This is a genomic window from Terriglobus albidus (assembly GCF_008000815.1).
GTDB classification, from domain to species: Bacteria; Acidobacteriota; Terriglobia; order Terriglobales; family Acidobacteriaceae; genus Terriglobus; species Terriglobus albidus_A.
In genome coordinates this window covers 4894005-4920139 of record NZ_CP042806.1, presented here as the reverse complement: position 1 = coordinate 4920139, position 26135 = coordinate 4894005, and the positions used below count along the sequence as shown (strand labels likewise).

Sequence of the window (26135 nt, the reverse complement as noted above, 5' to 3'; positions counted from 1 at the left end):
ACGGCGATGATGCGGCATCTTCTGGTCTGCGGAGTAGTGAGCGGTGTGGCGATTGCGTTGCTGCAATGGAGCCAGTACCGGTTCCTCGTCGTGGACCATTCTGTCGAAATCTATGGAGCCCTGGTTGCGGCGATCTGCTCAGCCTTCGGCATCTGGCTTGGCCTGAAGCTGACCTCGCGTCGCCGGCAGGTGGAGGTGCGGGAGGTGCTGGTACCCACCGATGCCCCTTTCGTCCGCAACGAGGAGCGACTGGGTAAGCTCGGCATCACGCCGCGCGAGATGGAGATCCTGGAACTAGTTGCGGCTGGCCTGAGCAACCGCGAGATCGCCGAACGCCTCTTCGTCAGCGAGAACACCGTTAAGACACATTGCAGCCGGGTTTTCGGCAAGCTGGGCGCGGAGCGCAGGACGCAGGCGGTGCAGATGGGGAAAGAGATCGGCATTCTGCCTTAACTCTCCTCTGCGTCACCCAAAGGCACGATTTCCGTGGAAAATCTGAAAATCATCCGAAAGAATGACGACACCCGCAATGGTGGCAGGCGATGGTGAGGGTGTACTTTGACTCCTTGCTGAGGGAATAAGAGATGAAGAAAGTCATTCTTACATTTGGTCTGATTGCCGGTGCGATCTCGGCGTCACTCATGATGGTCACCACGATCTTTGCTGACCGGATCGGGTTCGATCGTGGGGTTGTGGTCGGTTACGCGACTATCGTGCTCTCGTCGCTGGTGATCTTCTTTGGGGTGAGGTCGTACCGGGACAATGTGAGCGACGGTACGGTGACCTTTGGCCGCGCCTTTCTGGTGGGGCTGGGCATCGCGGTGATCTCCTGTATCTGTTATGTCGTGGTCTGGGAGGTCGTGTACTACAACTTCATGCCTGACTTCATGGACAAGTACGCCGCGTATCAGGTGACGAAGCTCAAGGCTTCGGGCGCTGACGTCGTAACTGTCCAGAAGCAGCTGGATGGCATTGCCAGGATGAAGGTGCTTTATGCCAACCCGCTCTATAACGCCGCGATGACATTTCTGGAACCATTCCCGGTCACCCTGTTGGTGACACTGGGATCGGCGGTGATTCTGCGGAGGTCGAAGCCGCGCGTTCCGCAAAGTGTCTGACGGTAAGAATAAGGAAAGGGACCCGCCTTCGCGTACCCTTGGGGTATGCGGGTGCGGGTCTTGTACTTTGGGGTGCTGAAGGAGTTGTTCTCCTGTCCGTCTGAGGACATGGAGGTCGAGACCGGCTGCAACGTCGGAGAGCTCCGGAAGGTCTTTCACGGACGAATGCCGGAGAGGGCATGGAAGTCGATGGCAATGGCGGTGAACCAGGAGTACGCCGGTGACGAGGTCCAGTTGCATGACGGCGATGAAGTAGCGCTGCTCCCACCGGTAAGCGGTGGAGCGCCCAATGATGCGCCCAGTGCACTTGGGGGAAGAAGATAAGCCTCTCGCCGCCAGGCACCGTCTAAGATGCAGGAATCATGCAAATTGCCATTGTCCGGGAAGTGATTGACGCAGGAAGTATTACCGCCGCGCTGAAAGCGGGGGCGGATGGCGCCGTATGCGTCTTTGACGGGATCGTGCGCGACAATACACGCGGCCGCAGGACGCTGTACCTGGACTACGAAGCGTATGAGGAGATGGCGCTGAACCAGATGCGCAGCCTGGCCGAGGAAGCGATTGCAAAGTTCGGTGTACGCGATATCGCGGTGGTGCACCGCCTGGGACGGCTTTACGTCGGCGAGAGCAGCGTGTTGATCGTAGTAGCGAGCGCGCATCGCGGCGCAGCCTTCGATGCCTGCCGCTGGTTGATCGACACCCTGAAGAAGACCGTGCCCATCTGGAAGAAAGAGCAGTTTGAAGACGGCGCCGTATGGGCCGACGGGGAGCCTTTCCCCGAGGAGATTGTGCGCGGGTGAAGGTTGCCGCTGCCATATCGCTGGGTGCGATGCTGCTTCTCGGAGCTCAGGAGCCTGTTCAGCAGCGGCCGGGAGATATTCCGGTCGTACGCGTGAACACGCGTCTGGTCAATGTTGCCGTGAACGTGACCGACGAGCACGGTGCGTTGATCGGCGGCCTTGAACAGGATCAGTTCCAGGTGATGGAGGATGGCATGCCGCAGAAGATCGCCATCTTCGAGCGCGAAAGCGGGACTCCGCTCAGCATGGTTCTCGCTCTGGATACCAGTGAGAGCATGGTGCGCGACGATCGGCTTGCCCGGGATGCGGCGAAACAGTTCGCGCGGACGATGCTGCGCTCGCAGGATGAGCTGGCTGTCGAGGAGTTCTCCGATGCGGTAAGCGAGGTGGTGCCGTTCACCAATGACTTGAAACGGGTGGAGCACGGCCTGAACCATCTCGACTACGGTCCCTCCACAGCACTGTATGACGCGGTCTATCTCTCGGCGCAACGCCTGGAAGATGCAAAACGCGACGCGACCAGGCGCCGTGTCATTGTGCTGGTGACCGATGGCGGCGATACGGTGAAGGGCGCGACCTATATCCAGGCCATGGAGCAGGTGCAGCGCGCCGGAGCCATGGTGTACTGCCTGATCATCGTGCCGATCCGTGCCGATGCTGGCCGTAACGTGGGCGGCGAACACGCCCTGATGCAGATGTCCGAAGATTCCGGCGGGCGTTACTACTATGTGGAAGATCCCAAAGACCTGCAGAAGGCCTTGGATAAGGTCTCAGAAGACCTGCGCTCGCAGTATGCGATTGGCTACTATGCACCGCCAGGAAAACCCGGGGGCGAGAGGCTGCGGGCCATTCGGGTCGAGATGACCCAGCCGGAGCTGGGTTCGCGGTACAAGCTGCGTTACAGGACCGGATACTACCGCTGAGGTTTGTGATCCGAACGAATGTGCCCCTGCCAACCAGCCCCTGAGGGCGGGTGCCTGAAACAACCAGACCACAGGCTCACAGGTAGTATGTAGGGTATGCCGTTCTCCAATGGAAAGCGTCGTCATAAGTCGCCCCCGCCGGGAGAGACCGGGCAGGAGGCGTTGTACCTGAAAAGCCTGAGCGAACGCCAGGTGCCCGTTACAGTCAAACTGCGCGACGGGGAGCGCGTGAACGGATGGATCGAGTACTTCGACGATACGATGATCCGTCTGACGCGCGAAGGGAAGCCCAATCTTTTCATCTACAAGCAGCAGATTCGCACTATAGCCGAAGAGCGCCGCACCAAGCCGCGCAGCGGCAACCGTGAGGTGGTGGAGTAATGTCTCTGGAAGTCGCGCAGAAGGCCGCTGAGATCGCCAAGGAGGCCGGGGCGCTGCTCCGGAGCTACTACGAGACTGGCATCGCCGCGGAATACAAGGGCGATGTGGACCTGGTGACGGTCGCCGACCGTGCCAGTGAGAAGCTGATCGGCGAGCGCCTGCGTCAGGTCTTCCCGGACCACGGCATCTACGGGGAAGAAGGCACGCGACAGGCTCTGGAGGCGGAGTTTCGTTGGTATGTCGACCCCTTGGACGGGACAACGAACTTTGCTCATGGATTTCCGTACTTCTGCGTCTCCATGGGTTTGGAGCGGCGCGCTCCTGGATTGAAGCCCGAGGAAGATGGTGAGCTGGTTGCCGGCGTGATCTACGAACCGCTGCGTGATGAATGCTTTGTCACCGGTAAGGGAGAGGGTGCCTGGCTGAACGGCCGCCGCATTTCGGTTTCGAAGACTGGGCTGTTGCAGGAGAGCCTGGTCGCAACCGGCTTTCCCAGCCATAAGCGCCACGAGAATCCGAATATCCACTTCTACCACCAGCTCACCCTGCGTTCGCACGGTGTGCGTCGCGCCGGAGCGGCCGCCATCGATCTGGCATATACGGCATGCGGCCGTCTGGAGGCTTTCTGGGAGTTCAACCTGAACCCCTGGGATACGGCAGCCGGCGTGTTGATGGTGCGCGAAGCCGGCGGTACGGTAACCGGCTTTGACGGCTCACCTTTCAAGCTGGATAGCCGTGAGGTCCTGGCGACGAACGGCCGCATTTCGGCGGAGATGCAGGCTGTGTTTACGGATATGTTTGCCGGGCGCGATTTGGAGCCGATTCCGACTCCGGCAGAGTTCCGGGAGCGGCGCGAGGCGGCGAAATAAGGCTGATTCGGGACGCACTGGGCAACCAGAATTCGTACTTCTTTAGTCCGATATAGAAATGCATTTCGCCAGTACTGACGCGGGCGAGATGGCTGTTATGATGAACTCACGCGAGACAATCTGGAGGCATGAGTTAAGAGATGGCATACGTAATTGCAGAACCCTGCATCGGCACCAAGGACACGGCTTGTACGGACGCCTGTCCGGTGGATTGCATTCACCCGAAGAAGGATGAGACTGGTCACGCCGAGGCTGAGCAGCTCTTCATCGATCCGGTGGAGTGCATTGATTGCGGCGCCTGCGTTCCGGTTTGCCCGGTGTCGGCAATCTATGCCGGCGACGACCTGCCCGAGAACTTCGCCATCTTTGCTGAGAAGGCGAAGACGCACTTCGGCCGCTAACCGGAGCATCCGGCGCATTGCCGCATAACCCTCTAATTGCCGTTGAGGGACGGCACGGATTCAAGACAGACGCGCAGCCCAGGGGCTGCGCGTTTGCTTTGTGTAAGACTCTTTCCCAGCGTGACCACATACCAGACAGAGGCGATCGTGTTGCGGACCTGGCCCTTTGAAGAGGCGGATCTGCTGGTCAGCCTCTTCACGCGCGAGCAGGGCGTGGTGAAGGGTGTGGCGCGGCACGCCATGAGGTCACGCAAACGCTTCGGCGGAGCTCTGGAGCCGATGACCCACGTGCGTGCCACCTATGCCGAAAAACCGAAGCAGGACCTGGTTCGGATGGACTCATTCGAGATCGTCTGGTCGCCGATGAGCGAGCCGGTGGACTATGCCCGTGTGAGCGCGCTCCAGTTTCTGGCCGAGGTGCTGGGTGAGGCACTGCCGGAGCGCGCTGTGGAGGATGATGTCTTTCGCCTGACCGTGGCGACACTAACCGAGGTGAAGGTCGGGCAGGTATGGATGCCGGTAACCTACTTCACGCTCTGGATGACGCGGCTGATGGGCTGGCTGCCGGAGCTTGGCGTGTGCATCGTGTGCGGGGAAGCGTTGCGCGGACAGCCAGTCTGGTTTGCCGCCGGAGCCGATGGCGTGACCTGCGGCGTGCACAAGCGCCCCGGTTCAGTAGCCCTGCCGCCGGAGGCTGTAATGCTGGCCGAGCGAATGCTGCGCCGGCCTTTAGCGGAGTTGCTGAAGGAGCAATGGGGAAAGGCTGGCCCTCTGGCAATGGTGCGGCGGTTTGCCGTGGAAATTCTGGAGCGGCACCTGGAGCGGCAGATGCGGAGCGCCCGGGTGTTGGCGCGGCTGTAGGGTAGGGAATCTGCATCAGCAGGAGATTCATCATTTGGTCGATCGTACTTCTCTCTCGAGCCTATGAATGATGTAAGGAGCGAGCGAAGCCTGATCCGGTTTGAGACGAATGGAAAGCTGGACCGCGTCAGGAGTCTCACCAGTTAGCACAACTACGCCTGCAATTGGCTGCGTGTTTTTGAGAAGCCGTGACATCGTGCCGAGCCCATCGATGTTAGCCGGAGTCTGAAATTCGACGGTATTACGATCGGGACGAACGAGCTTGTCGGACTTATATGGGCCGTAGACGACGTCAGAATTGCTGAGCAGGCCGTCATGGGCATTTATTAGCCTACGAACGAAGGACTGCCGCTGCGGGAAAACTCGTGCAATAACGCGTGCGACCTCAAATCGTCCCGACGTATCGCCGGTGGCGATTGAGAGTTGAATAGCTGGGCCAGAGAACCCTGTTGGTGCGTCGGAGAAGAATTTCTCGGGACCAATCGGTTCGGGTGTAACAAATAAGGAACCCCCGTTTGGGCCGTAGATCTGGAAACAATTCCAGCCTTTTGGCCCGAGAACCCCAAAGCCATCCTCACCTTTGTAGTAGGCGAAATTCCCGCTCAGATCTGCCGGAAGAACGATATCGATTGGCTTGCCCGTAGGGGCATCCTTTGGTCCTCCTTGTCCATCGGCTTTGCAGCCAACAAACGGAACACGCACACTACGCCCGGCTGCCTGTTGGTTCTGTGCCGCAAGAGGGAACGTGATACCTGTGAGAAGTGCCAGAAGGAGCGTCGTGAAGCGAATCATACGCGTTTCAGTATGGCACCCCGGCGATTCACCTCTGAAGGGGCGAAGGTTGCGTACGGCACCCAACATTGGAAAGGTATTTCATTGTGCAACAGCTCATCTGGCAACGTACGGCGCATTATGTCGCAACTAACCTCTCAGGGACTAATAGCGATTCACCTACAAAAAAGTCCCCGGAGTAAGTCATGTCGAAGTCTGGCGTTTATGTCGCATGTGCGGCACTTTTATCCCTCGTGACGTTCTTTCTTATCGCTTGTGGAAGCGGATCAGGTTCCGGTTCCACCTCAGGAATGGGAATGGCTACCGTTTCTATCAGCGATCCAGCCACCTGTGCCGGCCCATCCGGTCCTTTCCTGCATGTTTACGTAACGGTCGTCGATGTGCAGGTCCATACCAGCGCCACGGCTTCGGCTACCGACTCCGGCTGGCAGGATCTAACCCCCAACCTCTCCTCCTCCCCCAAACAAATTGATCTTCTTGGCCAGGCAAATAACCAGTGTTTTCTGGCGACACTGGGAGATGCAAAACAATTACAGGCAGGTACGTATCAGCAGATTCGTGTGATTCTCGCGGACAATTCGGCGTCGATCTCCAGCAATCAGTGCAGCGCCGCCGGTACGGCGAACTGCGTCGTGCTGAGCGCAGACAGCAAAGCTTATGCGCTGCAGCTTTCCAGTGAAGCGAAGACCGGGATCAAGATTCCCTCCGGCCAGCTTGCATCGGGAGGCTTCACCATTGGGGCAGGACAGACGAAGGATCTGAACATCGATTTCGACACCTGCGCCTCGATTGTGCAGACCGGAAACGGACAGTTCCGCCTGAAGCCGGTGCTGCACGCAGGTGAAGTAACGACGACGGCGACTTCCATCAACGGAACAGTGATCGACAAGGTCTCCGGCAAGGTGATTCCGGGGAACGTTCTCGTTGCACTGGAACAGAAAGATTCGACCGGTGTCGACCGCATCGTGATGTCTACCCTGACGAATGCCGACGGCACGTTCACTTTTTGCCCGCTGCCAACCGGTATGTACGACGTTGTGGTGGTGGGAATCACATCGACCGGCACCGTCTATGCGCCTGCGATTGTGACCGGTGTTGCGAACGGTGAGACTACCGGCACGATTGCCCTGTCCGCACCGTTGCTCGCAGGGACGAGTACTGCAACCCTCGCCGGAAAGGTAACCAGCCAGAATGCAAGCAACAGTGGAACGGTAACGGATGTCTCACTGAGTGCACTGGAGACCATCTCCGCCACGACCTACACCATTCCCCTGGTCCCCAATGCATTGCAGAACGCCGCAACGGCTACCGTAACAACGGCAGCAGGATCCAGTTGCCCGAATAACACTGACTGCGCCACCTACTCGGTGTTGCTGCCGGCAGCTGGAGTCTACATCGGCGCTTACTCAACCTCGGGGGCGACGTTGATGCAGTCGTCTCCTTATGCCACCTATATTGTCGATGGCATTGCATTTGTTCCGTCCTCCGGCGGCACGCTGAACTGCACACCGTCCGAGATGAAGAGTCAGGCATATGCCCTGACCGCCGGAGGGGCAACAATCTCCGTGACGTCTGCGCTGGCATTTACTCAATGCCAGTAACGCAGTCGCGGTAGACCCGGGCCCGATCTCTTGGGGAGTCGGGCCCGTTTTTTTTTAATTGTTGTTTGATCCACAGGACCGCGGGGCAACCCTGAGAGGGGCCTCGATCTCTCATCGTGCACGCTGACGGACCAGGATCGGATAAGGCCAGTCTGGCCAGCGTCGGAGTCTCAAGGAGAAATGCGATGAGCTTGAAAGAAGTTCTGGTGGAAGAGTTGAAGGATCTCTACAGCGCCGAAAGCCAGCTCGTGAAGGCGCTGCCGAAGATCGTTAAAGCGTGTGAAGACAATGAACTGGCTGAGTCGATCAACCAGCATTTTGAACAGACAAAAGGACATGTAGAGCGCCTGGAGCAGGTCTTCAAGCAGCTTGGCAAGAAGGCGGCCGCGAAGCAGTGCAAAGGCATGGAAGGCCTTCTGAAGGAAGGCAATGAGGCCATCGAAGAAGGCGAAGAAGCTCCATTCGGAGATCTGATGATCACAGGCGCTGCCTTGCGCGTAGAGCACTACGAGATCGCCGGGTATTCGGCGGCCATCGAGATCGCTCGAGGGCTCGGTGAGGATGAGGTCGTCGATCTGCTGACCCTGACGCTTGAGGAAGAAGAGGCTGCCAGCGAGAAGTTGTTGGCGATGGCAAAGGAGCTGATTGGGGAAGCAGCCGGCCTGTCCCAGGATGAGGCGGAACTGGAAGATGAAGATGTTGAGACTGTCTCCGACGAAGAGGGAGCGGGGGAGGCATCCATGACCCGCAAGCAGACGCCACATACATCGAAGACGGCGCCGAAGAAGCCGTCGCGGGGGAAGTCCAGGGCTGCGTAATCTCCGAAAAGATGGTTGCCATACCGGAGAGAGGCTCTTGCCCCTCTCCCGGTTTCCTGTTTCACCTCAGTTAGACTTGAGGCATGCCGTTTGTTGCGAATGGGAAAGAGGCGCTCACGTTTCAGGAGCTCCTGTTCCGGCTCCAGAGCTTCTGGGCGGAGCGTGGGTGTGTGCTGCAGCAGCCATATGATGTGGAGGTCGGCGCGGGAACAATGTCGCCGGATACCTTCCTGCGTGTTCTGGGACCGAAGCCGGTATGCATTGCTTATGCGCAGCCGTCGCGTCGTCCTGCCGACGGGCGCTATGGAGAAAATCCGAACCGCTTGTATAAACACACGCAGTTTCAGGTGATCCTGAAGCCGCCGCCGGCCGATGTGCAGGAGGTCTACCTGGACAGCCTGCGGGCTATCGGAATCGATCTGAAGAAGCACGACCTGAAGTTTGAAGAGGATAACTGGGAGTGGCCGGTTGGTGGCGCCTGGGGCGTGGGCTGGCAGATGATGCTCGATGGCCAGGAGATCACGCAGTTCACCTACTTCCAGCAGTGCGGCGGTCTTGACCTGGAGCCGATGTGCGGCGAGATTACCTACGGCCTGGAGCGCATCGCTCAGTTTCTGCAGGGCGTGGACTCGATCTATGACATCGTCTGGGCGATTGAGCCCGACACTGGTAAGCAGACTACCTACGGCGAGATCCGGCTGTATGAGGAAGAGCAGTACTCGACCTACAGCTTCGACTATGCCGATGTGAACAAGCTGTGGGAGCACCTGAATGCTTACGAGGCCGAGTGCCTGGCGTTGCTGGACGCCTCCAAGGGCATGCCGGAGCTGGAAAGCCTGAAGGCACAGCGCCGTTTCCCCGTATTGGGAGCCTATGAGCTGGCGCTGAAGTGCTCGCATGTCTTCAATCTGCTGGATGCGCGTGGCGCGATCAGCGTGACCGAGCGCGTGGGCGTCATGGCTCGCATTCGTACCCTGGTCGTAGGCGTAGCGAAGGCGTACGCACAGCAGCAGGAACTCACCGCGCCGGCGGAGGCATTGCCCGCATAACGCGGCGAGAGAGAATGATGGCTGATTTTCTATTTGAAATTGGATTGGAAGAGGTCCCGGCGCGCATGATCGCGTCCGCGCAGGCGGAGCTGGCAACGCGTGTGGAGGCTCTGCTGGGCCGTGAACGGCTGCTGGAGGAGGGCTCGTTAGTAACGAGCTACTCGACGCCGCGCCGTCTGGCCGTAGTGGTCACCGGTGTGCGCACACAACAGCCTGACGCCGTGGAAGAGATGCTTGGTCCATCGCTGAAGGTGGCCTACAAGGACGGAGAGCCCACTCCGGCGGCCGCAGCCTTTGCAAAGAAGGCAGGCGTTAGCCTCAGCGAGCTGAAGACGGTGACTAATGCCAAAGGCGAGTACCTCGGCGCAACCGTGACGCGTCCGGGTAAAGCTGCGGTGGAAGTCATAGCTGCTGAGCTGCCGAAGGAGATCGCGGGCGTCTACTGGGCGAAGAACATGTACTGGCGCGCCGGGAAGCCGGAGCGTTTTGTCCGTCCGGTGAAGTGGATGATCGCCCTGCTGGGCGAAGCTGTCGTTCCAGTCGAGTTCGCCGGTGTCTCTGCTGGCAATACGACCCGCGGTCATCGCATCCTGTTTGGAGCAGAAGCCATCACGATCGCACGGCCTGCTGAGTACCTCGCGGCGCTGGAGAAGGCATTTGTGCTCGCCGATGTCGCTGTGCGTCGGCAGAAGATTCGCAAGGCTCTGGATGCGGTAACGCGTACGGTTTCGGGCGCCCGCTGGCGCGAAGATCTGGAACTGGTTGAGACCGTCACACACCTGACCGAATGGCCGTATGTGGTGCTGGGTAGTTTTGAGACCGGGTACCTGGAGCTTCCGGAAGAAGTGCTGGTGACCGTAATGCGCGACCACCAGAAGTACTTCGCCGTCGAGGATGCAGGCGGCAAGCTGGCCGCACACTTCCTGACGGTGCTGAACATTGAACCCGATGCCGAAGGGCTGGAGATCATCCGCACCGGCAATGAGCGTGTGCTGTCCGCACGGTTCAACGATGCGCGATTCTTCTGGGAGTTCGACCAGAAGACGACGCTGGTCAACCGCATGGAGAATCTGAAGCACGTCACCTTCCAGAAGGACCTCGGCAGCTACTTCGCCAAGGCGGAACGAGTGCGCAAGGTCGCGGCGGAACTGGTGCGTCTGTGTGAGGAACGGAAGACCGATGCCGATGCGGCGGCTCTGGATCAAGCAGCAACCATCGCCAAGACCGACCTGACCTGCGAGCTGGTGAAGGAGTTTACGGAACTGCAGGGCGTTGTCGGCGGCCTGTATGCCCGCGCTCAGGGGTTGAGCGAGGCGGTCGCGCTGGCGGTCTATGACCAGTATCTGCCCGCATCGATGGAAGATGCTGTGCCGCGCACAGTAGAAGGTCTGCTGCTCTCCATCTCCGATAAGGCTGACACCATTGGTGGCATGTTCGGTCTTGGGTTGGAGCCAACCGGATCGAAAGATCCCTTCGGCCTGCGCCGCGCCGCCAATGGCATTGTGAAGATGCTGGCCGAGGCGAAGCTTCCGCTGTTATTGAGCGAGATCGCCGGACTTGGCTCCGAGCATTCGGCAACGGCGACCAAGGTGGAACAGTTCTTTACGGAGCGAGTCGAGTTCTACCTGAAGGACGTGAAGGGCTATGCCTACGACGTCGTGAAGGCGGTTCAGTCTGCAGGCGCCGACGATGTGCCTGATGCCGTGGCGCGCGCGCAGGCAGTGACCGAGGTTCGCGGCTCGGAGGACTTCGCGGCCATCTCAGCGGCCTTCAAGCGCATGAAGAACATCCTGACGCAGGCTCGCGAGAAGGGCGAGAACGCCGCCTGGACTCCCGACTTCCTCGTCGAACCGGCTGAGCGCACTCTGGCTGAGGAGAGCGGTCGTCTGGCTGCATGGGTGGAAGGTCAGCGCCGTGAAAAGCAGTATGTCGAGGCGTTGCAGACCATCGCAACCTTGCGTCCTCATGTGGACGCTTTCTTTGACAAGGTGATGGTGATGGCGCCGGAAGCGCGCCTGCGTGCCGCCCGCCTGGGGCTGCTGAACCGCGTGCTGCAGGACTTCTCGCGTATTGCTGACTTCTCGGAGATCGTAGCGGCGGGATAGGCGGGATAAGAGATGGAGCATTTTCCCTGTAGGTAGTAGAGTAGGGCTTCTGCATCTATGGGCGTTTTCCGCAATGAAAACGCCGCTGCACGATCTTTCCGGGATACCCAGTAACAGGGAAAATGCTCTAAATGGCCAGGAAAAGGGAAGCGACCAACCCGGAGGAGGCGAAGCCTAAGGTGATTAAGCCTCCCATGTTGCTGGAGAAGACGCAGGTGATTCTCAAGCAATTGGAGGTGGCGCTCGACCAGCCGGTCATCACCTACTGGAACTCCAATAAGGGGTCGATCTGCCACAACGACGTCTCTGGCCTGTATGGCCTGTTGCAGAGCGTCGGCAAGGTGGACCGGCTCTGCCTGTTTATCAAGAGCGATGGCGGCAACGGTCAGGCCTCGCTGCGGATGGTGAATCTGCTGCGCCAGTACGTCAAGAGACTGACGGTGCTGGCTCCCTTCGAGTGTCAGAGTGCCGCCACCATGCTGGCGCTGGGCGCGGACAACATCCTGATGGGGCCGCTGGCCCATCTCTCCGCCGTGGACACCTCGCTCACGCATGACCTTTCTCCGATCGACCGCGATAACGACCGCGTCAGCGTAAGTCAGGACGAGCTGCAGCGCGTGATCAATCTATGGCGGCGGCAGGCGAGGGGAGAAAAGAGCAATCCGTACGGAGCCCTATTTCAGTACGTCCATCCGCTGGTGATTGGCGCCGTGGACCGGTCGAGCGCTCTTTCGACCAAGCTCTGCCTGGAGATTCTGTCGTATCACCTGAAGGATGCGCAGAAAGCCAAGAAGATCAGTAATGTGCTGAACTCGGGCTATCCCTCGCACAGCTATCCCATTACGCTGCGGGAGGCCCAGCGCATCGGCCTGCACGCGGAGTCGATGGAAGACAGTGTGAACCATCTGCTTTTCGAGCTGAACGCGGTGTATGCCGAGATGGGGCAGAACGCCTATGTCGACTATGACGCCCGCAATGCCCATGACAACTCCATCTCGAACATCATGGAGGCCAATGGGTTGCAGATCTTCTTCCAGCTCGATAAGGACTGGCACTACCGGGCGGAGGAACGCCGCTGGGTGGCGCTGAACGATAAGAGCGGCTGGAAGAAAGCCCAGATTGCCGCCGGGAAGATCTCGGTGACGACCTTCCATATCCGATAAATCCGGTTGCCCGGGCCCCAATATTTGAGTTTTGGGGGTGGCGAGCGTACCATAATGGATAGCGACGCGTTGATCTTGCGCGGGACCGTGGATATGGCCGGCCGTTGGCGAGAGAGATGAGTGGGCGATGAGCCCACTTTTTATTTGCTCTGAAAACCGCCCTCCCCACGGTGGAAAGAGGTTTTGGCAATGGCATTACAGATGGACCAGATTCGGGCTACGGCGGAGCGGGTAGCGGCCTCGCATCATCTGGAGGTGGTGGATATCACCTTCCAGGGAGCGGGCAAGCACCGTGCGCTCGCCGTGTACCTGGAGAAGGACGCCGAGGGGCGGGCAAAGCTTGTGGCTGCGGCCAAAGCAGGGGAACTGGAAGACCTGCCGAGCGGCGTACCCGTGGAAGCTCTCTCGGGCATCACACATGAGGATTGCGAAGTCTTCGCACGGGACTTCGGAACTCTTCTCGACGTGGAAGATCTGATTCCCGGTGCGGAATACACGCTGGAGGTGTCATCGCCGGGCCTTGAGCGTAAGCTGCGGGGTGCGGCGGATTATGAACGGTTTGCCGGCGGTCTGGTGAAGGTGCAGACCTTTGAGCCGGTCAATAACAACCGGCACTGGACCGGGCGGATGAGCTTCGCGGAGGGTGTGGTGAAGCTTGACCTGTCGGCCGTGAAGCAGAAGGGCAAGGCGAAGAAGGCCTCCGCCGGGTTGGACACAGTAGAGATAGCGCTCGCGAACGTAGAGAAGGCGCAACTGGTGGCAGAGATTTAGCTTGTCTGAGGAAAATGGTGTTTGGGGCAAGTAGTGTCTGGCGCAAGCAGTGAATGAGATTGAGGAAGTTGAGGTAAGCAGAGATGGCAAGTGCACTGTACGAATCGATTCAGGTTCTGAGCCGCGAAAAAGGTATCGATGCGGAGATTGTGGTCGCCGCCGTGGAAGACGCGATTGCGCTGGCGACACGCAAGTACTACCGCACGCAGGAGAACATGCGCGCCGAATTGGATCGGGAGACGGGCGAGATTCGGGCCTATGTGTACAAGACTGTGGTGGAAGGTCCTGATCAGCTCGAGGACGAGCTAAACCAGCTCACGCTGGAGCAGGCCCGTGAACTTGCGCCCGAGGTCGAGGCCGGCGGTGAGCTGCGTTTCTACAAGGACACCAGCCCGCTGGGCCGCATTGCCGCGCAGATGGCCAAGCAGGTCATCTTCCAGAAGGTGCGCGAAGCAGAGCGGGATACGGTTTTCAATGAGTACAACCACCGCATCGGCGAGATCATCACGGCGATGGTGAAGCGCCTGGAGCCGATGGATGTGATCTTCGATATCGGCAAGGCTGAAGCCCGCATGCCGAAGCGCGAACAGAGCCGGCTGGAGCAGTTTTCCGTCGGTGAGCGCGTGCGGGTCGTGTTGCTGCGCGTGGACCGTGCCGCCAAGGGGCCGCAGGTCATTGTCAGCCGTGCCGCTCCGGCCCTGGTGCAGAGCCTCTTCCAGGCGGAGGTTCCGGAGATCTATGACAACACGGTGATGATCAAGGCCATTGCCCGTGAGGCCGGCGAGCGCACCAAGATCGCCGTACAGTCACGCGACAAGGATGTGGATCCGGTCGGCGCCTGCGTCGGTATGAAGGGTATGCGGGTTCAGTCGATCATCCGCGAGCTGCGCGGCGAGAAGATCGACATCATCGAGTTTTCCGATGAGATCACGACGTTTGCGGAGAAGGCTCTGCAGCCCGCCAAGGTCTCTCGCGTCTCCATTACGGATCTGACCGAGAAGCAGCTTGAGGTGATCGTCGATGACACGCAGTTGTCGCTGGCCATTGGTAAGAAAGGCCAGAACGTACGTCTGGCGGCGAAGCTGCTCGGCTGGAAGATCGACATCAAGAGCGAGGAAGAGAAGCGCCAGGAGGTCGAGCAGGCCATGCAGGCACTCTCCGGCGGACCGTCGACCCCGATCGAACAGGTCACCGAGCTGGGCGAGACCATCCTGGAGAAGCTGATTGCTGCCGGAATTACGACGGTGGAGTCGCTGGCCGACATGACACCGGAGCAGTTGGAAGAGGTTCCGGGAATCGGCGAAAAGACCGTGGAAAAGATCTCGGTCGCGGTTCGCCATTATTTCGGTCAATATGCCGAAGGTGAGGAGCGTCCTGCCCTGGTGCAGGCGGCATCAGAAGCCACTGAGGAGGAATCTTCAGTGACCAAGACACCGGAAGAGATTCTCGCGGCAGAAAACGAAGGAAAAGGGCTGATGGCGGAAGAGGCCGAGGAGTCGACCGAGGAGCTTCAGGATGCTGAAGAGGCAGGCTCCGGGACGGATGCCTACTCGGACGCGGATGCCCGGGAAGAACAGATTGAACTCGACAACGACAGCGTGGATACGCTGGTTGCGGAGTCGGAGGATATCTCGAACGAGACGATTGACAACGAGCGCGACGAAGATGGTCGCGATCGTGGTTAGGCTATGGACGCCGTTCGGCATGCGCCGAACGGCGGTAAAATGGTGTGTTGACAGTTTTAAACATCCCGAAGGGTTGAGGCTGCGTATGAACGGCTGAGTCTGCAAGGGGAAGCGAATAGGGGACGGATGAGTAAAGTTCGAATCAATGATCTGGCGCGCGAACTGGAGGTCAAGAGCAAGTCGATTCTCGACGCTTTGACCGCAGTGGGTGTGACCGAAAAGAAGACGCATTCAAGCTCGCTGGAAGAAGATGAAGCTGAGCGTGTGCGCGTATACCTCCGCGGTGGCTCCACCTCAGGTGGGGGGCGTTCCGCCTCTGCCGCCAGCGAACCCAAGATCGATCTTTCGAAGATCTCGAAGCCTGGCGATGCGCTGAAGGCGATTCTGGAGCGCAAACAGGCTGAGCAGCAGGCGCACACGCGCCCGGCTGTGGCTCCGCCGCCGCAGCAGCGTCCGGCGGTCGCAACGCCGCCGCGCCCCGGCGTGGTGGTAACCCGCCCGGCTGTCACCCCTTCGGTGGCAACGCCCCCGGCTACAACACCGGCGCCGTCCACCCCTGTCGCTCCCGCAGCTCCGGCTGCGGCCTCCCCCAGCGCACCGGCTGCAACATCTTCTTCACATTCACAACAAGTGACGGCTCCCAGGCGTATCATGCCCCAGATGGAGCGTCGCGGCCCCCAGATCATCGCTCCCAAGGCAACGCCCCCTGCTCCTGCCATCGCCGGCCGTCCTCCGGCTGGTCCGGTAGTAGCGGCTCCGCGTCCTGCGGTGGGCGGTGTACCTCCGGCGGGCGGTGTTGTGGCCAGGCAGCATGTAACGCCGGCGGCGCCAGCAACCCCCGCGGCAGCTCCTGCCGCGGCTGTTCCCACAACCGCCGCTCATACAGCTCCGGTGGAACAAACGGCAGCTACTCCGGTGGCGCTCGAGACTTCGGCACCTGCTCCAGCCCCCGCCGCGGCAGCACCAGCGGCTCCGGCTGCCCCTGCGGCGCCTGCGCGCCGCGTGATCATGCCGCAGACTGGACCGCGTCCGACCTATACCGCTCCTGTCGGCGCGGCGAATCTCGGCGTGCAGCGTGGCCGGCCTATCTTTGAGCGCCCACGTCCCTCCGGACCGGGCGGTGGTGGTCCTGGCGGTCCTGGCGGTGGCGGTGGTGGCCGTCCTCCCCTGCGTCCCGGCGAGCGCCGTCCCATGCACCCGACTCGTACGCATCCGACCGGTGGTCCGGGAGGCGGTCGTCCTGGTTTCGGACAGCGTCCCGGTTTCGGCGGTGGTCCACGTCCTGGCGGAGCGCCGGGCATGCTCCCGCCCCCGGGTGAGGTAGGAGCCGCGCCGACCGGCCGTCCTGGACAGCGCCCCGGCGGAAATCGCCGTGGCCAGCAGTACGAGAAGAGCAAAGAAGGCCCGATGAAGGGCTTCAACGCTCCGCGCTTCGGCGGTATGCCGGTCGCGCGTGAGCCGGTGCCGATCACGAAGAACCTCACCGTGACTGAAGGCATCAGCGTTAAGGACCTGGCCGAGAAGCTGGAAGTCCGCGGTAAGGATCTGATCGCCTCCCTGCTGATGAAGGGCGTTCTGGTCACTGTGAACCAGTCGCTCGACAACGAACTGGTGAAGGACGTGTCGCGCCAGTTTGGCGCGGACGTCAGCATCATCTCGGTGGAAGAACAGCTTGAGAACGAGGCCATCGAGGGCCTGCTGGAAGATACCTCCGGCATGGTGGAGATCGTTCGTCCGCCGGTGGTTACCGTCATGGGTCACGTCGACCACGGTAAGACCAGTCTGCTCGATGCGCTGCGTGATTCCGATGTCGCCAGCGGCGAAGCCGGTGGTATTACTCAGCACATCGGTGCGTATAAGGTGCATGTCACCAAGGAAGGCTCGCCCGCTTTTGGCCGCGAGATCGTCTTCCTGGATACGCCGGGTCACGAGGCCTTTACGCGCATGCGTGCCCGCGGCGCCAAGGTGACGGATATCGTCGTCATCGTGGTCGCGGCAGACGACGGCGTGATGCCGCAGACGCTGGAAGCCATCGATCACGCACGTGCGGCGAAGGTGCCGATCATCGTTGCGGTGAACAAGATCGACAAGCCTGAAGCGAACGCGGATCGCGTGATGCAGCAGCTTGCTGACCGCGGCCTGCAGCCCGATAGCTGGGGCGGCGATACGCCGTTCGTTCAGGTATCGGCGAAGAAGCGCATCAACCTCGACGGCCTGGAAGAGATGATCTGCCTGGTCGCCGACACGAACGAGCAGAAGGCGACTCCGGAGCGTCCGGCAGTTGGTACCGTTATCGAAGCCAAGCTCGACCGCGGCCGTGGCGCCGTGGCCTCGATCCTGGTACAGAACGGAACGCTGCGCGTCAACGACAGCTACATCGTCGGCAACACCTTCGGTAAGGTGCGCGCCATGTTCGACGACCGTGGCCGTTCGATCCCGGAGGCTGGGCCGTCGACACCCGTGGAGATCCTCGGTCTTGAAGGTATTCCGGACGCAGGCGATACCTTCCTGGTGATGGCGGACCGCGACAAGGCCAAGGGCATTGCGCAGTACCGCAAGATGAAGGAGCGCGAGGCCCAGCTTGCAAAGTCGAGCCGCGTGTCTCTGGAAGGCCTGGCGGAACAGATCAAGCAGGCCGGTGTGAAGGACCTCAACATCATCCTCAAGGGCGACGTGCAGGGTTCGGTCGAGGTTCTGGCCGATTCGCTGCAGCGCATGTCGACCGAGAAGGTGCGTGTGAAGGTGCTGCACTCGGGCGTAGGTTCCATCACCGAGAGCGACGTTCTGCTGGCGACCGCGTCCAACGCGATCATCATCGGCTTCAACGTTCGTCCGGAGCGCAAGGCTGCCGAACTGGCCGAGCAGGAAAACGTCCAGATCCGTATGCACTCCATCATCTACGAGCTGCAGGACGAGATCACCAAGGCGATGTACGGCCTGCTGGAGCCGGTCTTCCGCGAGCAGTACCAGGGCCGCGCCGAAGTGCTCAATGTCTTCAAGATCTCGAAGGTGGGCCAGATTGCCGGTTGCACGGTGCGCGACGGCGTCATCCACCGCAACTCGCAGGTGCGCGTCAAGCGCGACGGCGAGGAGGTCTGGAAGGGCAAGATCACCAACCTCAAGCGCTTCAAGGACGATGTCAGCGATGTTCGCGAAGGCTACGAGTGCGGTATCGATCTCAACTTCAAGGACATCAAGGTCGGCGACATGATCGAGGCGTACACCACCGAGAAGATCGCCGCCGAGCTCGGAGCCAACACTGCCGAGCTGCGGGAAGCCGCAGCCAAGGCAGCCGCAACCCACGCGTAAACCAGGCTGCATAGAAACACAGAAAGGCAGGCCTTCGGGCCTGCCTTTTGTTTTGCCCGATCGTTGCTCATCGAGTGGGAAAATGAGACAGGAGCCTCTTTTGTGAGCTCCTGGATGGAGGAACTGCCGTGGCCACTGTAAAGCTCTGGAGTGACGAGGAGATCAACAAGGTGCCGGAACTCAAAGCCGTCTTCGACGATATTCGTGCTGTCCGCAAGACGGATTTCGTGAATAACTTCTGGCGCGCTCTCGCGAACCAGCCCGCGCTGCTGCAGCGAACCTGGGCCAGCATCAAAGAGGTGATGGTTGCGCCCGGAACACTCGATCCCCTTACGAAGGAACTGATCTATATCGCCGTCTCGACGGCCAACAGTTGCACTTATTGCATCCACTCACATACCGCCGCCGCGCGAACGAAGGGTCTTTCCGACGAGCAATACGCGGAGTTTCTTGCGGTCGTCGGTATGGCGGCCGAGACGAACAATCTGGCCAATGCGATGCAGATTCCTGTGGATAAGGAATTCCTCGCTGATTGTTGAAGCGGTGTGCAGGGGACACGTTCCAAGGCGGTGAGGAAATGCAGAACATCCAGGAGCATTTTCTCTGTTGCCGGGTAGCCCGAAAGTGATGTGCATGGGCGTTTTCATTGCGGAAAACGCCCATAGATGCGTTAGCCCTACTCTGCACCCACAGGGGAAATGCTCTATGGGGAACGCAGCGATTTGCTCGTGACAACGACAATACCTGTATCGGTGACATGGTGCCGGGATCGATCGCGGTCGAGATCGTAGCCGATGCATTCTCCATCCGGGACCTCAACATTCTCGTCGAGAATAGTACGTTGAATCTTGCAGTTCGCTCCGATGACGCAGTTGTCGAAGACAATCGAGTCTTCGATAACACTGCCGGAATGGACTTTGACCGAACGTCCGAGAACAGAGCTTCGAACAGTGCCGCCGGAAAGAATACAACCACCCGAGATGATCGAACGAGTTGCACTGCCCGGCTCTCCATGCTGGTCGATGCTGAACTTGGCGCTCGGATCAGGATAGCTGGCCGTGCGAATAGGCCAGCGCCGGTTATAGAGATTGAGCGAGGGTAATGGCCCGCACAAATCCATTTGTGCCTCGAAATAAGCATCCAAAGTTCCTACATCGCGCCAATACACAGGTGTCTCGTCGAACTCCTCCGGGATCACGTTCGTCTGATAGTCATAGGCGTACACGCTTTTATGGGCGAGCATCGCCGGCAGGATGTCGCGGCCAAAGTCAAATCGGCTTTCCGCTCGCGTAGCGTCGGCTTGCAGCTCTCGGAAAAGGGCTCGCGCAGAAAAGATGTAGTTTCCCATCGAGGCATACACTTTGCCTGGCTTGCCCGGAATGTTGGGTGCGTCCTCTCGCTTCTCGTGGAAACCATTGATGACGCCCTGTGGATCACACTCGATGACCCCAAATTCAATGGCCTGATGCGCGGGAACAGTAATCGCGGCAACCGTTGCCTCAGCATGCATGCGGAGGTGGAAATCGATCATCTGCCGGATATCCATGCGGTAGATATGGTCGGCTCCAAAGATGGCGACGAGACTATCGTCTGCGATATCCAGCAGATTCAAATTCTGGAAGATCGCGTCAGCGGTGCCTCGATACCAGCCATCCTCTTCTGAATGCAGCTGGGCAGCTACCGGAACAATGAATTGATCCTGCAGAAGACCTCCGAACTGCCAGCCATCGCGTAAGTGACGCAACAGGGAATCGCTTCTGTACTGAACGAGTACATAAATCGAGCAAAGACCGGAGTTGATGAGATTGCTGAGGGCAAAATCGATGATCCGATACTTGCCTCCGAACGGAACCGCAGGTTTCGCTCGGGCTTCGGTCAGCGGTAACAGCCGACTCCCCATACCGCCGGCAAGAACGAACGCAACCACTCTGGGATTCATCTTCATGGCCTTTATCCGAAGGCGGTGACTGCCGGTCGGACGGATCTATTCGCCGGTTTCATATCCCGGCGATCAGCGTAAGGAAAGTGCTTCTCAGGCGTGCCGGGTTGTGGGAGAGCTCTCCATGCGCTTGCGAGACGAATCTGTTCTCAACGCATGCTAACTTCCATCGCGGATGTGACGTGGATTTCGGAAGTCTCCAAGACACCGGGAGCAACTCGATGCCACCGCGAACAAGTGTACGCGTATTTGCACGAAACCGGCGCAACGCCCTCAAGTGCATCAGCTGACGGGTTTCCTGTAGACGGAGCTCTCTTTGAAACTACAGAGAGCACATGCGGGGATCGTCTGAAATTGTTGAGCAGGCGGATGCATTGACGAAGAGCAAGAGTAGCGTCGGGCACCTATACTTTTCGAGTGAGTTCCCTTCGCATTCTTCCTCTGTACGACCCTTCGCATCGCCCATCAAACTGGAATGAGCGGATGACCGAAGGGGAGTTTGCCGTTCTATTTAGCGGTGACCGACCCGCGACGGTTGAGGGAGAGTCGACTCCAGAAGGGCCTTTCTGTGTGGTCGCTGCGGATATGGTTGCTGCTGAGCGTTATGCCAACGAAGCAGTGGTGCAGCACCCGGAGATGATCGCCCGTGTTTATGATCGCCGCGGCATGGTGGGCGCTCCGCTCCTTGAGGCCCACGGCGCCAAAGCCAATCGCAGCGAGATCTCGGCGCGGTTCAGACGATGGGCCGGCGGCGGTCTGTTTGGTGTCGGCGCCGCACTCGGGCTGGCGGAGATCATCTCGGGCTTCACCATCAACTGGGCAGGTATGCTGGCGGCGCGTTTGCTTCCTGTAGGCGTGGTGTTGCTGTTAACTGAGGCTGCGATTGTGGTGAGCGCACGCCGTGAACGGAAGCGGAAGTCCCGATGACCCTGCTCGTTCTGTTGCCGCTGCAACTGGCGGTCATTCTGGTGGTGACCTGGGCATGCGGAGCATTGGCGCAGCGGTTGCGTCAGCCGCGCGTCATTGGCGAGATCGCCGGCGGAATTCTGCTGGGGCCGGTTGCGATGGGCCGCTGGATGCCGGCGGTGACCACGATGTTATTTGCTCCCGCACGGCTCTCCTGGCTCGAATTGGTTAGTAACGTCGGGCTGGTGGCATTTCTGTTCCTGGTCGGCGCGGAGCTGGATCTGCGCGAGGTGACGCGTCACGTGCGGCGGGTGGTGGCGACGACAGCAGGCAGTATCCTGCTGCCGTTCCTGCTTGGAGCGTTAGTGGCGCCGGTCCTTCTGAGGCACTATGGTGTGCCCGAAGGCGCTCGCTGGGGCTTCAGTATCTTTCTCGCCGTGGCCATGAGCATCACGGCGCTGCCAGTACTGGCACGAATTCTGCGGGATCGCGAAGCCGCGGGCGTGCCGGTGAATGCGGAGGTCGCGCAGCAGTCGCTGCTGAGCGCTGCACTGAACGACGCGCTTGCATGGTGCGTTCTGGCAGCGTTGCTGGCGGTGCTGCACGGCGGCGGCGCGGTTGAGATTGTGGTGCGGCTCGGGCTTCTGGTGGCCTTCACCATCGTGATGATGGTCGGCGTGCGGCCAATGTTGCGTCGTGTCTCGCTGGAGCGTCCAGTGTGGACTGTGATGTTGGTACTGCTGCCTGCCATCAGCGCCTGGGTCACCAATGCGCTCGGGATTCACCTGTTCTTCGGTGCTTTTCTGGCAGGCATCTGTGTCCCGTCCGAACATGTCGCCGGCACCATGGAACGGCTCTTCCTGATTGTTTCCACGTGGACTCTGCCCGCGTTCTTTGCCCTGACCGGCCTGCGGATGCGGCCGGAACTCTTTCATGCGGGCGGCTGGACCGATCTGCTCCTGATACTGGCTGCAGCCGTGCTTGGCAAGATCGTGGGAGGGATGTTCGGCGCCGGCATCGCAGGTATGCCATGGTCGAAGGCACTGCGGATCGGTGTGTTGCTGAATACTCGTGGGCTGGTCGAGCTGATTGTGCTGAATGCGGGCTTCCGCGAAGGAATTCTCAATGCCCAGGTCTTCACCCTGCTGGTGTTGATGGCGGTGGTGACCACCGCCATGACCGGCCCTCTATTAGATCTGATCACACCTCGGAATGTGGTGTAATCGGGGTGAGACCCGACCTCGATCCGGAAAACCTGTTATTGAAGTTGGCGCACCGCGCGGCGTTCGCGGATGTCTCTATCTCTTGCCTGGGGTGGATGGAATGAAGCGGCGTGATTTTTTGCGGCAGTCAAGTGCATTTGCAGGAGTCGGTATGCTTGGCCTGGCCGGGTGTGCGAAGAGGCCGATAACGGCCGGCAGCGCGACCGCGCAGGCACTGCCGTTCTATGACCGCGTGCCTGAGCTGATACCGATCCGCGCCCATGAAGACCGCCTCTTTCGCATCACGGTGTGCCTGCGTCCTTTTCGCGCACAGGGACCCCGGCTTGAGGTGGAGAAGGTAGGCGACAAGATCGTCTCGCATAACTACGGCCACGGCGGCAGCGGATGGTCGTTGAGCTGGGGTTCGGCGGCAGTGGCGGTCGAGAACGCGATGAAGGCGAGCAACGGCGATAAGGAGATTGCTGTCATCGGCTGCGGCGCGCTGGGGCTCACCTCTGCTATTACCGCGCAGCGTGCAGGGGCGCGCGTCACCATCTACGCCAAGGAGCGTCCGCCTGAGGTACGTTCCGCTCGCGCTACCGGAAGTTGGACACCGGACTCGCGCGTTGCTCTCAGCAATGTAGTGGCGCCTGCGTTTGGCGATCTGTGGGAGCGGATGGCGCGTACAAGCTGGTCGATGTACCAGAGCTATCTCGGCATGCCGGGAAATCCGATTGAGTATTTCGACAGCTACCAGTTGAGCGATTTCTCACCGGAGGAGGCGCAGCAGCGTCGCGAGAGTCAGGCGCAGGAGGCGGGACGCCATGAGTTCGCGCGCTATGCCTCGCGGATCCACGACATTACGGCTACGCCGCAACTGCTTCCCGCGGGGTCGCATCCTTTCCCGACAAAGTATGTGCGCCGCAATACGACGCTGATGTTCAATGTGGCCGACTATTCGCGCCAGTTGATGAACGATTTTCTGATCGCGGGCGGAAAGATTGAGAGGGTCGAGTTCCACTCTCCCGCGGATCTTGCCTCACTGCCGCAGAAGACCATCATCAACTGCCCGGGCTACGGCGGCCGCGCCCTATGGAATGACGAGTCGATTACGCCAGTGCGCGGTCAGATCGCGTGGCTCATTCCTCAGGAGAATGTGCACTACGGCCTCGGCTATAAGAACGTGAACATCGTTGCGCGGCGCGACGGTATCGTCGTGCAGACCAGCCTCAACGGCGAAGAGTCCGGTTGGAACGAAACCGATGAGACGCCGAATCATGAAGAGGCTGTGACTGGCGTGCATCTGCTGCAGGAGCTTTACAGCCGCATGGAAGCCATGCAGCGTGGTAACAAGACGGCTTAGCTTGCGTCAATGTAGAGTGGTGGCGGAGGTTGTCATGAATCGTCGTTCGATGTTGCTGAGTTTGGTCGCGGGACTTTGTTGTAGCCCGCTGATGGCGCAGATGGGTGGTGGTCAACCGGGTGGTCCGATGGCGAGTCCGGCGGCCAAGGCCGAGGTGGCGCTGGGGCCTGTAAAGATTAGCGTGGACTATCACACGCCGTCGATGCGCGGCCGCAAGGTTATGGGTGGCCTGGTGCCGTATGGACAGGTTTGGCGCACCGGAGCGAATGAAGCCACGACCTTCGTCGTGAGCGGCGGCAACATCTCTGTTGCCGGAAAGCCGGTCGCTGCCGGCAACTATACGATCTACACCATGCCCGGCGAGAAGTCGTGGCAACTGATCATCAGCATGGAGACGGGCCAGTGGGGCACCGAGTACCATGCCGATCGCGATCTGGTCCGTGTCGACATGGACGTAAAGACGCTGCCTTCTCCGCAAGAGAAGATGAGCATCAGCTTTGAGAACACCGTGGGCAAGCGGACCGACATGCACATCAAGTGGGAGACGACCGACGTCTCTGTGCCGATCATCGTGCGCTAAAGATTTCGAGAGAGACTAAGGCACGCTCCTTGAGCGTGCCTTAGTCTTTTAACCGGAGTGGAGCAATGAACCTTCAGGCGATTCAGGAAGCGCTGCGCGAGATCGGCGCGGATGCATGGCTGTTTTATGACCATCACTACCGCGACCCCATCGCGTATCGCATCCTCGGTCTGGGCGGGGGATTGCATGTCACCCGCCGCTGGTACTACCTGGTTCCCGCACATGGAGAGCCGAAGAAACTGGTGCATCGCATCGAATCGCTGCGGCTGGATAGTCTTCCAGGGCAGAAGGAAGAGTACAGCTCCTGGCAGGAGCTTGAAGCAAAGCTCGAACAGTTGACCGCCGGCGCAACCAGGATCGCCATGCAGTATTCGCCGCGCAACGCCATCATGTATGTGTCGATGGTGGATGCCGGCACCGTGGAGCTGCTGCGGAGCTGGGGCAAGCAGATCGTGTCGTCTGCGGATATGGTCAGCCGCTTCGAGGCTGTTCTGACCGAGGAGCAGGTGGCCTCACACTACAAAGCGCAGGCGCTGCTGGACGAGATTCTTGCCGCTGGCTGGAAACAGATCGGCGAGCGTGTGCGTTCCGGCGGAACTGATGAGTACACCATGGTGAACTGGCTCAAGGAGAAGATCGAACAGGCCGGCATGATCACCGAGCACGGGCCCAATGTGAGCGTCGGTCCCAATGCGGCTGACTCGCACTATGAGCCTTCGCCGTCGAGCTCACGCGCGATCCGCAAGGGCGACTTTGTCCTGATCGATATCTGGTCGAAGATGGCAGGGGATCCGAATGCGATTTGGTATGACATCACCTGGACCGGTGTCGTAGACCGCGAGCCAACCGAGCGCGAGCAGCAAACCTTTGCAACGGTGACAGCGGCTCGCGATGCGGCTATCAAAGCAGTTGAAGAGGCGTTCGCTGCGAATCGTCCCATTGCCGGATGGGAGGCGGATGAGGCCTCTCGTACCGTTATTCGCAACGCTGGGCAGGCAGAGTGGTTTACGCATCGGACGGGGCACAACATTGCGATCGAGCTGCACGGCAATGGCGCGCATCTGGACAATCTGGAGACACACGACGAACGGCTGATCCTGCCGATGACCTGCTTCTCCGTAGAACCGGGACTGTACTATCCGGGCGAGTTCGGTGTCCGCAGTGAAGTGAATATGATTACGCGGTGGGGGAAGGCGGTTGTGACAGGAAAGATCCAGAGAGAGTTAGTACGGATCTAACAGCCGAGTCTGGAAATATCGGGAAATAGCACAACCGGTGGGAGCAGCGGGCTTCAGCCCGCTGACGTCAAGCGTATAAATGCACGGGCTTCAGCCCTGGGCTTTTCTCGTTACGAGTAACGAAAAACCCAGGGCTAAAGCCCAATTCTTTTTGGCTTCGTAAACCGTGGGCTGAAAGCCCACGGCTCCCACCCAGTTCGAGCTTGCGCTCGAATACCCATGTCCCTTGGGGAGATGGGGCACCCGGCTTTGTGGTTGGAT

The 26135-nt window shown here is 59.8% G+C and carries 25 protein-coding genes; 23 read left to right on the top strand and 2 right to left on the bottom strand.

Annotated elements, in window-relative coordinates:
- Positions 1 to 6: 6 nt before the first annotated feature.
- The 9 genes from FTW19_RS19620 (at position 7) to recO (ending at position 5353) form a co-directional block, all read left to right on the top strand.
- Positions 7 to 453 (top strand): response regulator transcription factor, encoded by a 447-nt coding sequence (locus tag FTW19_RS19620; RefSeq protein ID WP_147649263.1) that lies wholly within the window; start codon positions 7 to 9, stop codon positions 451 to 453.
- Positions 454 to 584: 131 nt separating this feature from the next.
- Positions 585 to 1118: a DUF4199 domain-containing protein gene (locus tag FTW19_RS19615; RefSeq protein ID WP_147649262.1), complete on the top strand. Its 534-nt coding sequence runs from the start codon at positions 585 to 587 to the stop codon at positions 1116 to 1118.
- A 45-nt stretch (positions 1119 to 1163) separates the two neighbouring features.
- Positions 1164 to 1442, top strand: a complete 279-nt coding sequence (locus FTW19_RS19610; RefSeq protein WP_147649261.1) for a MoaD/ThiS family protein — start codon at positions 1164 to 1166, stop codon at positions 1440 to 1442.
- Positions 1443 to 1480: 38 nt separating this feature from the next.
- Positions 1481 to 1918, top strand: coding sequence for a molybdenum cofactor biosynthesis protein MoaE (locus FTW19_RS19605; protein ID WP_147649260.1), 438 nt, complete (start codon positions 1481 to 1483; stop codon positions 1916 to 1918).
- Positions 1915 to 2841: a VWA domain-containing protein gene (locus FTW19_RS19600; RefSeq protein WP_246153406.1), complete on the top strand. Its 927-nt coding sequence runs from the start codon at positions 1915 to 1917 to the stop codon at positions 2839 to 2841. The genes FTW19_RS19605 and FTW19_RS19600 overlap by 4 nt, the downstream gene beginning before the upstream one ends.
- Before the next feature lie 96 nt (positions 2842 to 2937).
- Entirely contained in the window at positions 2938 to 3222 is a 285-nt protein-coding gene (locus tag FTW19_RS19595) for an RNA chaperone Hfq (protein ID WP_147649258.1), read from the top strand.
- Entirely contained in the window at positions 3222 to 4091 is an 870-nt protein-coding gene (locus FTW19_RS19590; protein WP_147649257.1) for an inositol monophosphatase family protein, read from the top strand. The genes FTW19_RS19595 and FTW19_RS19590 overlap by 1 nt, the downstream gene beginning before the upstream one ends.
- Before the next feature lie 140 nt (positions 4092 to 4231).
- On the top strand, positions 4232 to 4492 hold the full coding sequence (locus FTW19_RS19585; RefSeq protein WP_147649256.1) for a 4Fe-4S dicluster domain-containing protein: 261 nt from the start codon (positions 4232 to 4234) through the stop codon (positions 4490 to 4492).
- 120 nt (positions 4493 to 4612) lie between these two features.
- On the top strand, positions 4613 to 5353 hold the full coding sequence (gene recO, locus FTW19_RS19580) for a DNA repair protein RecO (protein ID WP_147649255.1): 741 nt from the start codon (positions 4613 to 4615) through the stop codon (positions 5351 to 5353).
- A gap of 30 nt (positions 5354 to 5383) precedes the next feature.
- On the opposite strand, the gene FTW19_RS19575 is transcribed toward recO, so the two are convergent.
- Positions 5384 to 6214 carry a hypothetical protein gene (locus tag FTW19_RS19575; RefSeq protein WP_187143065.1) on the bottom strand — a complete coding sequence of 277 codons (831 nt, stop codon included), beginning with the start codon at positions 6212 to 6214 and terminating at the stop codon, positions 5384 to 5386.
- A 227-nt stretch (positions 6215 to 6441) separates the two neighbouring features.
- Between FTW19_RS19575 and FTW19_RS19570 the strand changes: the two genes are divergently transcribed.
- The 9 genes from FTW19_RS19570 (at position 6442) to FTW19_RS19530 (ending at position 19185) form a co-directional block, all read left to right on the top strand.
- On the top strand, positions 6442 to 7746 hold the full coding sequence (locus tag FTW19_RS19570; RefSeq protein WP_147649253.1) for a DUF4382 domain-containing protein: 1305 nt from the start codon (positions 6442 to 6444) through the stop codon (positions 7744 to 7746).
- A gap of 185 nt (positions 7747 to 7931) precedes the next feature.
- Positions 7932 to 8564 carry a ferritin-like domain-containing protein gene (locus tag FTW19_RS19565; protein WP_147649252.1) on the top strand — a complete coding sequence of 211 codons (633 nt, stop codon included), beginning with the start codon at positions 7932 to 7934 and terminating at the stop codon, positions 8562 to 8564.
- Positions 8565 to 8647: 83 nt separating this feature from the next.
- The gene (locus tag FTW19_RS19560) at positions 8648 to 9613 is read left to right on the top strand and encodes a glycine--tRNA ligase subunit alpha (RefSeq protein ID WP_147649251.1); all 966 of its coding nucleotides are present in this window, start codon (positions 8648 to 8650) and stop codon (positions 9611 to 9613) included.
- A gap of 17 nt (positions 9614 to 9630) precedes the next feature.
- Entirely contained in the window at positions 9631 to 11718 is a 2088-nt protein-coding gene (glyS, locus tag FTW19_RS19555; protein WP_147650752.1) for a glycine--tRNA ligase subunit beta, read from the top strand.
- Positions 11719 to 11849: 131 nt separating this feature from the next.
- Positions 11850 to 12881, top strand: a complete 1032-nt coding sequence (locus FTW19_RS19550; protein ID WP_147649250.1) for an SDH family Clp fold serine proteinase — start codon at positions 11850 to 11852, stop codon at positions 12879 to 12881.
- 189 nt (positions 12882 to 13070) lie between these two features.
- Positions 13071 to 13652, top strand: a complete 582-nt coding sequence (gene rimP / locus FTW19_RS19545; RefSeq protein ID WP_147649249.1) for a ribosome maturation factor RimP — start codon at positions 13071 to 13073, stop codon at positions 13650 to 13652.
- A gap of 83 nt (positions 13653 to 13735) precedes the next feature.
- A complete protein-coding gene (nusA, locus tag FTW19_RS19540) occupies positions 13736 to 15337 on the top strand; it encodes a transcription termination factor NusA (protein WP_147649248.1) in 1602 nt (533 codons plus the stop codon).
- Positions 15338 to 15463: 126 nt separating this feature from the next.
- Positions 15464 to 18646: a translation initiation factor IF-2 gene (infB, locus tag FTW19_RS19535; RefSeq protein ID WP_147649247.1), complete on the top strand. Its 3183-nt coding sequence runs from the start codon at positions 15464 to 15466 to the stop codon at positions 18644 to 18646.
- 128 nt (positions 18647 to 18774) lie between these two features.
- A complete protein-coding gene (locus tag FTW19_RS19530; protein WP_147649246.1) occupies positions 18775 to 19185 on the top strand; it encodes a carboxymuconolactone decarboxylase family protein in 411 nt (136 codons plus the stop codon).
- Between the two features lie 164 nt (positions 19186 to 19349).
- On the opposite strand, the gene glgC is transcribed toward FTW19_RS19530, so the two are convergent.
- On the bottom strand, positions 19350 to 20591 hold the full coding sequence (gene glgC, locus FTW19_RS19525) for a glucose-1-phosphate adenylyltransferase (RefSeq protein ID WP_222705478.1): 1242 nt from the start codon (positions 20589 to 20591) through the stop codon (positions 19350 to 19352).
- 477 nt (positions 20592 to 21068) lie between these two features.
- Here glgC and FTW19_RS19520 point away from each other — a divergent pair, with 477 nt between their 5' ends.
- The 5 genes from FTW19_RS19520 to FTW19_RS19500 all read left to right on the top strand — a co-directional run bounded on the left by FTW19_RS19520 (position 21069) and on the right by FTW19_RS19500 (position 25874).
- Complete coding sequence (locus tag FTW19_RS19520) at positions 21069 to 21512, top strand: hypothetical protein (protein ID WP_147649245.1); 444 nt, start codon at positions 21069 to 21071, stop codon at positions 21510 to 21512.
- Positions 21509 to 22714, top strand: a complete 1206-nt coding sequence (locus FTW19_RS19515) for a cation:proton antiporter (protein WP_147649244.1) — start codon at positions 21509 to 21511, stop codon at positions 22712 to 22714. Before FTW19_RS19520 ends, FTW19_RS19515 begins: the two co-directional genes overlap by 4 nt.
- 100 nt (positions 22715 to 22814) lie before the next feature.
- Positions 22815 to 24056 carry an FAD-dependent oxidoreductase gene (locus FTW19_RS19510; RefSeq protein ID WP_147649243.1) on the top strand — a complete coding sequence of 414 codons (1242 nt, stop codon included), beginning with the start codon at positions 22815 to 22817 and terminating at the stop codon, positions 24054 to 24056.
- A gap of 34 nt (positions 24057 to 24090) precedes the next feature.
- Complete coding sequence (locus tag FTW19_RS19505) at positions 24091 to 24636, top strand: DUF2911 domain-containing protein (protein ID WP_147649242.1); 546 nt, start codon at positions 24091 to 24093, stop codon at positions 24634 to 24636.
- Positions 24637 to 24701: 65 nt separating this feature from the next.
- Positions 24702 to 25874: a M24 family metallopeptidase gene (locus FTW19_RS19500; protein ID WP_147649241.1), complete on the top strand. Its 1173-nt coding sequence runs from the start codon at positions 24702 to 24704 to the stop codon at positions 25872 to 25874.
- The last annotated feature ends 261 nt before the right edge of the window (positions 25875 to 26135 follow it).

Excerpts from the sequence above, each read along its gene's own strand:
- FTW19_RS19590 (WP_147649257.1), top strand. The coding sequence starts at position 3,222 with ATGTCTCTGGAAGTCGCGCAGAAGGCCGCTGAGATCGCCAAGGAGGCC.
- FTW19_RS19515 (WP_147649244.1), top strand. The coding sequence starts at position 21,509 with ATGACCCTGCTCGTTCTGTTGCCGCTGCAACTGGCGGTCATTCTGGTG.
- FTW19_RS19615 (WP_147649262.1), top strand. The coding sequence starts at position 585 with ATGAAGAAAGTCATTCTTACATTTGGTCTGATTGCCGGTGCGATCTCG.
- FTW19_RS19565 (WP_147649252.1), top strand. The coding sequence starts at position 7,932 with ATGAGCTTGAAAGAAGTTCTGGTGGAAGAGTTGAAGGATCTCTACAGC.
- FTW19_RS19610 (WP_147649261.1), top strand. The coding sequence starts at position 1,164 with ATGCGGGTGCGGGTCTTGTACTTTGGGGTGCTGAAGGAGTTGTTCTCC.
- FTW19_RS19595 (WP_147649258.1), top strand. The coding sequence starts at position 2,938 with ATGCCGTTCTCCAATGGAAAGCGTCGTCATAAGTCGCCCCCGCCGGGA.
- FTW19_RS19550 (WP_147649250.1), top strand. The coding sequence starts at position 11,850 with ATGGCCAGGAAAAGGGAAGCGACCAACCCGGAGGAGGCGAAGCCTAAG.
- FTW19_RS19505 (WP_147649242.1), top strand. The coding sequence starts at position 24,091 with ATGAATCGTCGTTCGATGTTGCTGAGTTTGGTCGCGGGACTTTGTTGT.
- nusA (WP_147649248.1), top strand. The coding sequence starts at position 13,736 with ATGGCAAGTGCACTGTACGAATCGATTCAGGTTCTGAGCCGCGAAAAA.
- FTW19_RS19520 (WP_147649245.1), top strand. The coding sequence starts at position 21,069 with ATGACCGAAGGGGAGTTTGCCGTTCTATTTAGCGGTGACCGACCCGCG.
- FTW19_RS19575 (WP_187143065.1), bottom strand. The coding sequence starts at position 6,214 with ATGTTGGGTGCCGTACGCAACCTTCGCCCCTTCAGAGGTGAATCGCCG.
- FTW19_RS19500 (WP_147649241.1), top strand. The coding sequence starts at position 24,702 with ATGAACCTTCAGGCGATTCAGGAAGCGCTGCGCGAGATCGGCGCGGAT.
- FTW19_RS19570 (WP_147649253.1), top strand. The coding sequence starts at position 6,442 with ATGGCTACCGTTTCTATCAGCGATCCAGCCACCTGTGCCGGCCCATCC.
- glgC (WP_222705478.1), bottom strand. The coding sequence starts at position 20,591 with ATGAAGATGAATCCCAGAGTGGTTGCGTTCGTTCTTGCCGGCGGTATG.
- FTW19_RS19605 (WP_147649260.1), top strand. The coding sequence starts at position 1,481 with ATGCAAATTGCCATTGTCCGGGAAGTGATTGACGCAGGAAGTATTACC.
- FTW19_RS19620 (WP_147649263.1), top strand. The coding sequence starts at position 7 with ATGATGCGGCATCTTCTGGTCTGCGGAGTAGTGAGCGGTGTGGCGATT.
- glyS (WP_147650752.1), top strand. The coding sequence starts at position 9,631 with ATGGCTGATTTTCTATTTGAAATTGGATTGGAAGAGGTCCCGGCGCGC.
- FTW19_RS19585 (WP_147649256.1), top strand. The coding sequence starts at position 4,232 with ATGGCATACGTAATTGCAGAACCCTGCATCGGCACCAAGGACACGGCT.
- infB (WP_147649247.1), top strand. The coding sequence starts at position 15,464 with ATGAGTAAAGTTCGAATCAATGATCTGGCGCGCGAACTGGAGGTCAAG.
- FTW19_RS19560 (WP_147649251.1), top strand. The coding sequence starts at position 8,648 with ATGCCGTTTGTTGCGAATGGGAAAGAGGCGCTCACGTTTCAGGAGCTC.
- FTW19_RS19510 (WP_147649243.1), top strand. The coding sequence starts at position 22,815 with ATGAAGCGGCGTGATTTTTTGCGGCAGTCAAGTGCATTTGCAGGAGTC.
- rimP (WP_147649249.1), top strand. The coding sequence starts at position 13,071 with ATGGCATTACAGATGGACCAGATTCGGGCTACGGCGGAGCGGGTAGCG.